Origin of the sequence: Microvirga sp. HBU67558 (assembly GCF_018069605.1) — a bacterium.
Lineage (GTDB): Bacteria > Pseudomonadota > Alphaproteobacteria > Rhizobiales > Beijerinckiaceae > Microvirga > Microvirga terrae.
The window spans coordinates 1-1,655 of the sequence record NZ_JAGPUP010000334.1 but is presented as its reverse complement, the minus strand read 5'-3'; the positions used below and the strand labels follow the sequence as shown (position 1 = coordinate 1,655).

The window sequence follows — 1,655 nt, the reverse complement described above, 5'->3', positions numbered from 1 at the left end:
ATCCTTCATGGGCGTGCTCTGCCTCGCCGCAGCAATCGACTGGCTCAAGAACTAACAGGCCGTAGTTCCGTCACCATTAATGATGATGGCCCACTGTGCCGGAGTGACGAACACTATTCGCCTCGGCACCGCCGTCTGCGTGCTGCCGCTTTATCAACCGCAGTGCCTTCTCTCCGAAATTGGCTTTGCCGATATTGTTTCGAGCGGCCGCCTTGAGCTCGGCGTCGGTTCTGAATACCAGCAGTTCGAGTTTGAGCGGTTTGGCGTCAATGTTGATGAAGCGCGAGCCGTATTCTTGGAATACTTGGACATCCCTCTCAAGGGTTTGCAGCAGAAGGTATTCGAGCACAATGGCAAATACGAGAAGTTACCTCTGGCGGCGATTTCGCTGCGCACTATCCAGAAGCCGACCTCGCCGATTTGAATCGCCACCGCGTCCGGGCGCAGCATGAGCCGGGCTTATCGTGAGGGACACCATCTATTCGTCACGGCATTCCACAACGGCTCGGAGAGCTTAAGCACCCTGCGAAAAATATCGAGGAAGCGGCGGCTTGCGAGGGAAAGAACATCACTGACTCCAAGATATCGCTTTTTCGCTGCTGCTATGCCAGCGATAATGACGCGGAGATCACGAGCTATCTCGATAACGCACGCTTCCAACGCCGACTGTCTGGAGCACGGCATCAGCGCCGCCAGCAGAATCAGGATGGTTATGTGCTGCAGGAAACGCCGGCGCAACAGGACATGTCCTTTGGGGTCATGCGCGCGAACCTGCCGATCGGAAGTGTGAACCGAGTGATCGATCGCCTTCTGGAAGAGATGGACATCCTAAAGCCCAGATTACAATTCCGACCCAGCTGGGAGATTTCAATCAGATGACTATGCTCCAACAGATCAAACTCAGGGGAGATAAGATCATCCCCGCAGTCAATAAATCTATCGGACATGGGAGCACCTTTGCCACAGATTGAACTGAGAGACTGTTGAACAATTTTGTTGCTCGATGTAAGCTCGAGTTTGGCCAATCAGGCGGCATGGCGAAGTGCGTATAGCAAGCATCGCTGAAGCGCGCGTGAGGGTTTTGGCATTTTGCGCCGGCGCCGGGACGTGAGTAAACCCGTTTCGCGCCAGATGTTCTCCCGCACCGCAGCCAGAGTATCCGCAAACGTCGGATGAGACTTGCGGTACCAGCTGTCGGTCCAAACAGCCGTGCGGGTGCGCTGACCGAGTTGGGTCGCCAGAAGGGTTATGATCGAGAATAGGCCGAACAAGCAGGGCGTCGTGCGGGCGACAGCACGGCCCGACCATTGCCGCTGGGTCTCCACGCCCAGATGGGCGCGCGCCTCCTGGAAGGTGACCTCGAGCTGCCAGCGCAGGATGAACCAGCGGATGATCGGCAGCGGGTCGCGCTTCGGATCGGTGCACAGCAACGCCTGGGGCGAGAAGCGCCTGAGCGGATCGCGCAGCAGCACCCAGCGGATCGGCACGACGGGCTTTCCGCTATGGCACCACACCGCGGTCGCAGAGCAGAATTCGATCACACGGTCTCCGTCGCCATACCAGCCCGGCACTGTGACGCGGCGCCAGCGGGTGCTCGTCCGCTTCAGCACCTCAGACAGGGTCGGCATGCGAGCGCCTTTGGTGCGCGGCCGGCC

The 1,655-nt window shown here is 58.5% G+C and carries 2 pseudogenes; one reads left to right on the top strand and one right to left on the bottom strand.

Going from position 1 to position 1,655, the window contains the following annotated elements:
• Positions 1 to 58: 58 nt before the first annotated feature.
• Positions 59 to 971 (top strand): annotated as a pseudogene (locus tag KBI52_RS01600) (LLM class flavin-dependent oxidoreductase); the annotation flags it as partial.
• A gap of 54 nt (positions 972 to 1,025) precedes the next feature.
• Here the strand turns inward: KBI52_RS01600 and KBI52_RS01595 are convergent.
• Positions 1,026 to 1,655 (bottom strand): annotated as a pseudogene (locus tag KBI52_RS01595) (hypothetical protein); the annotation flags it as partial.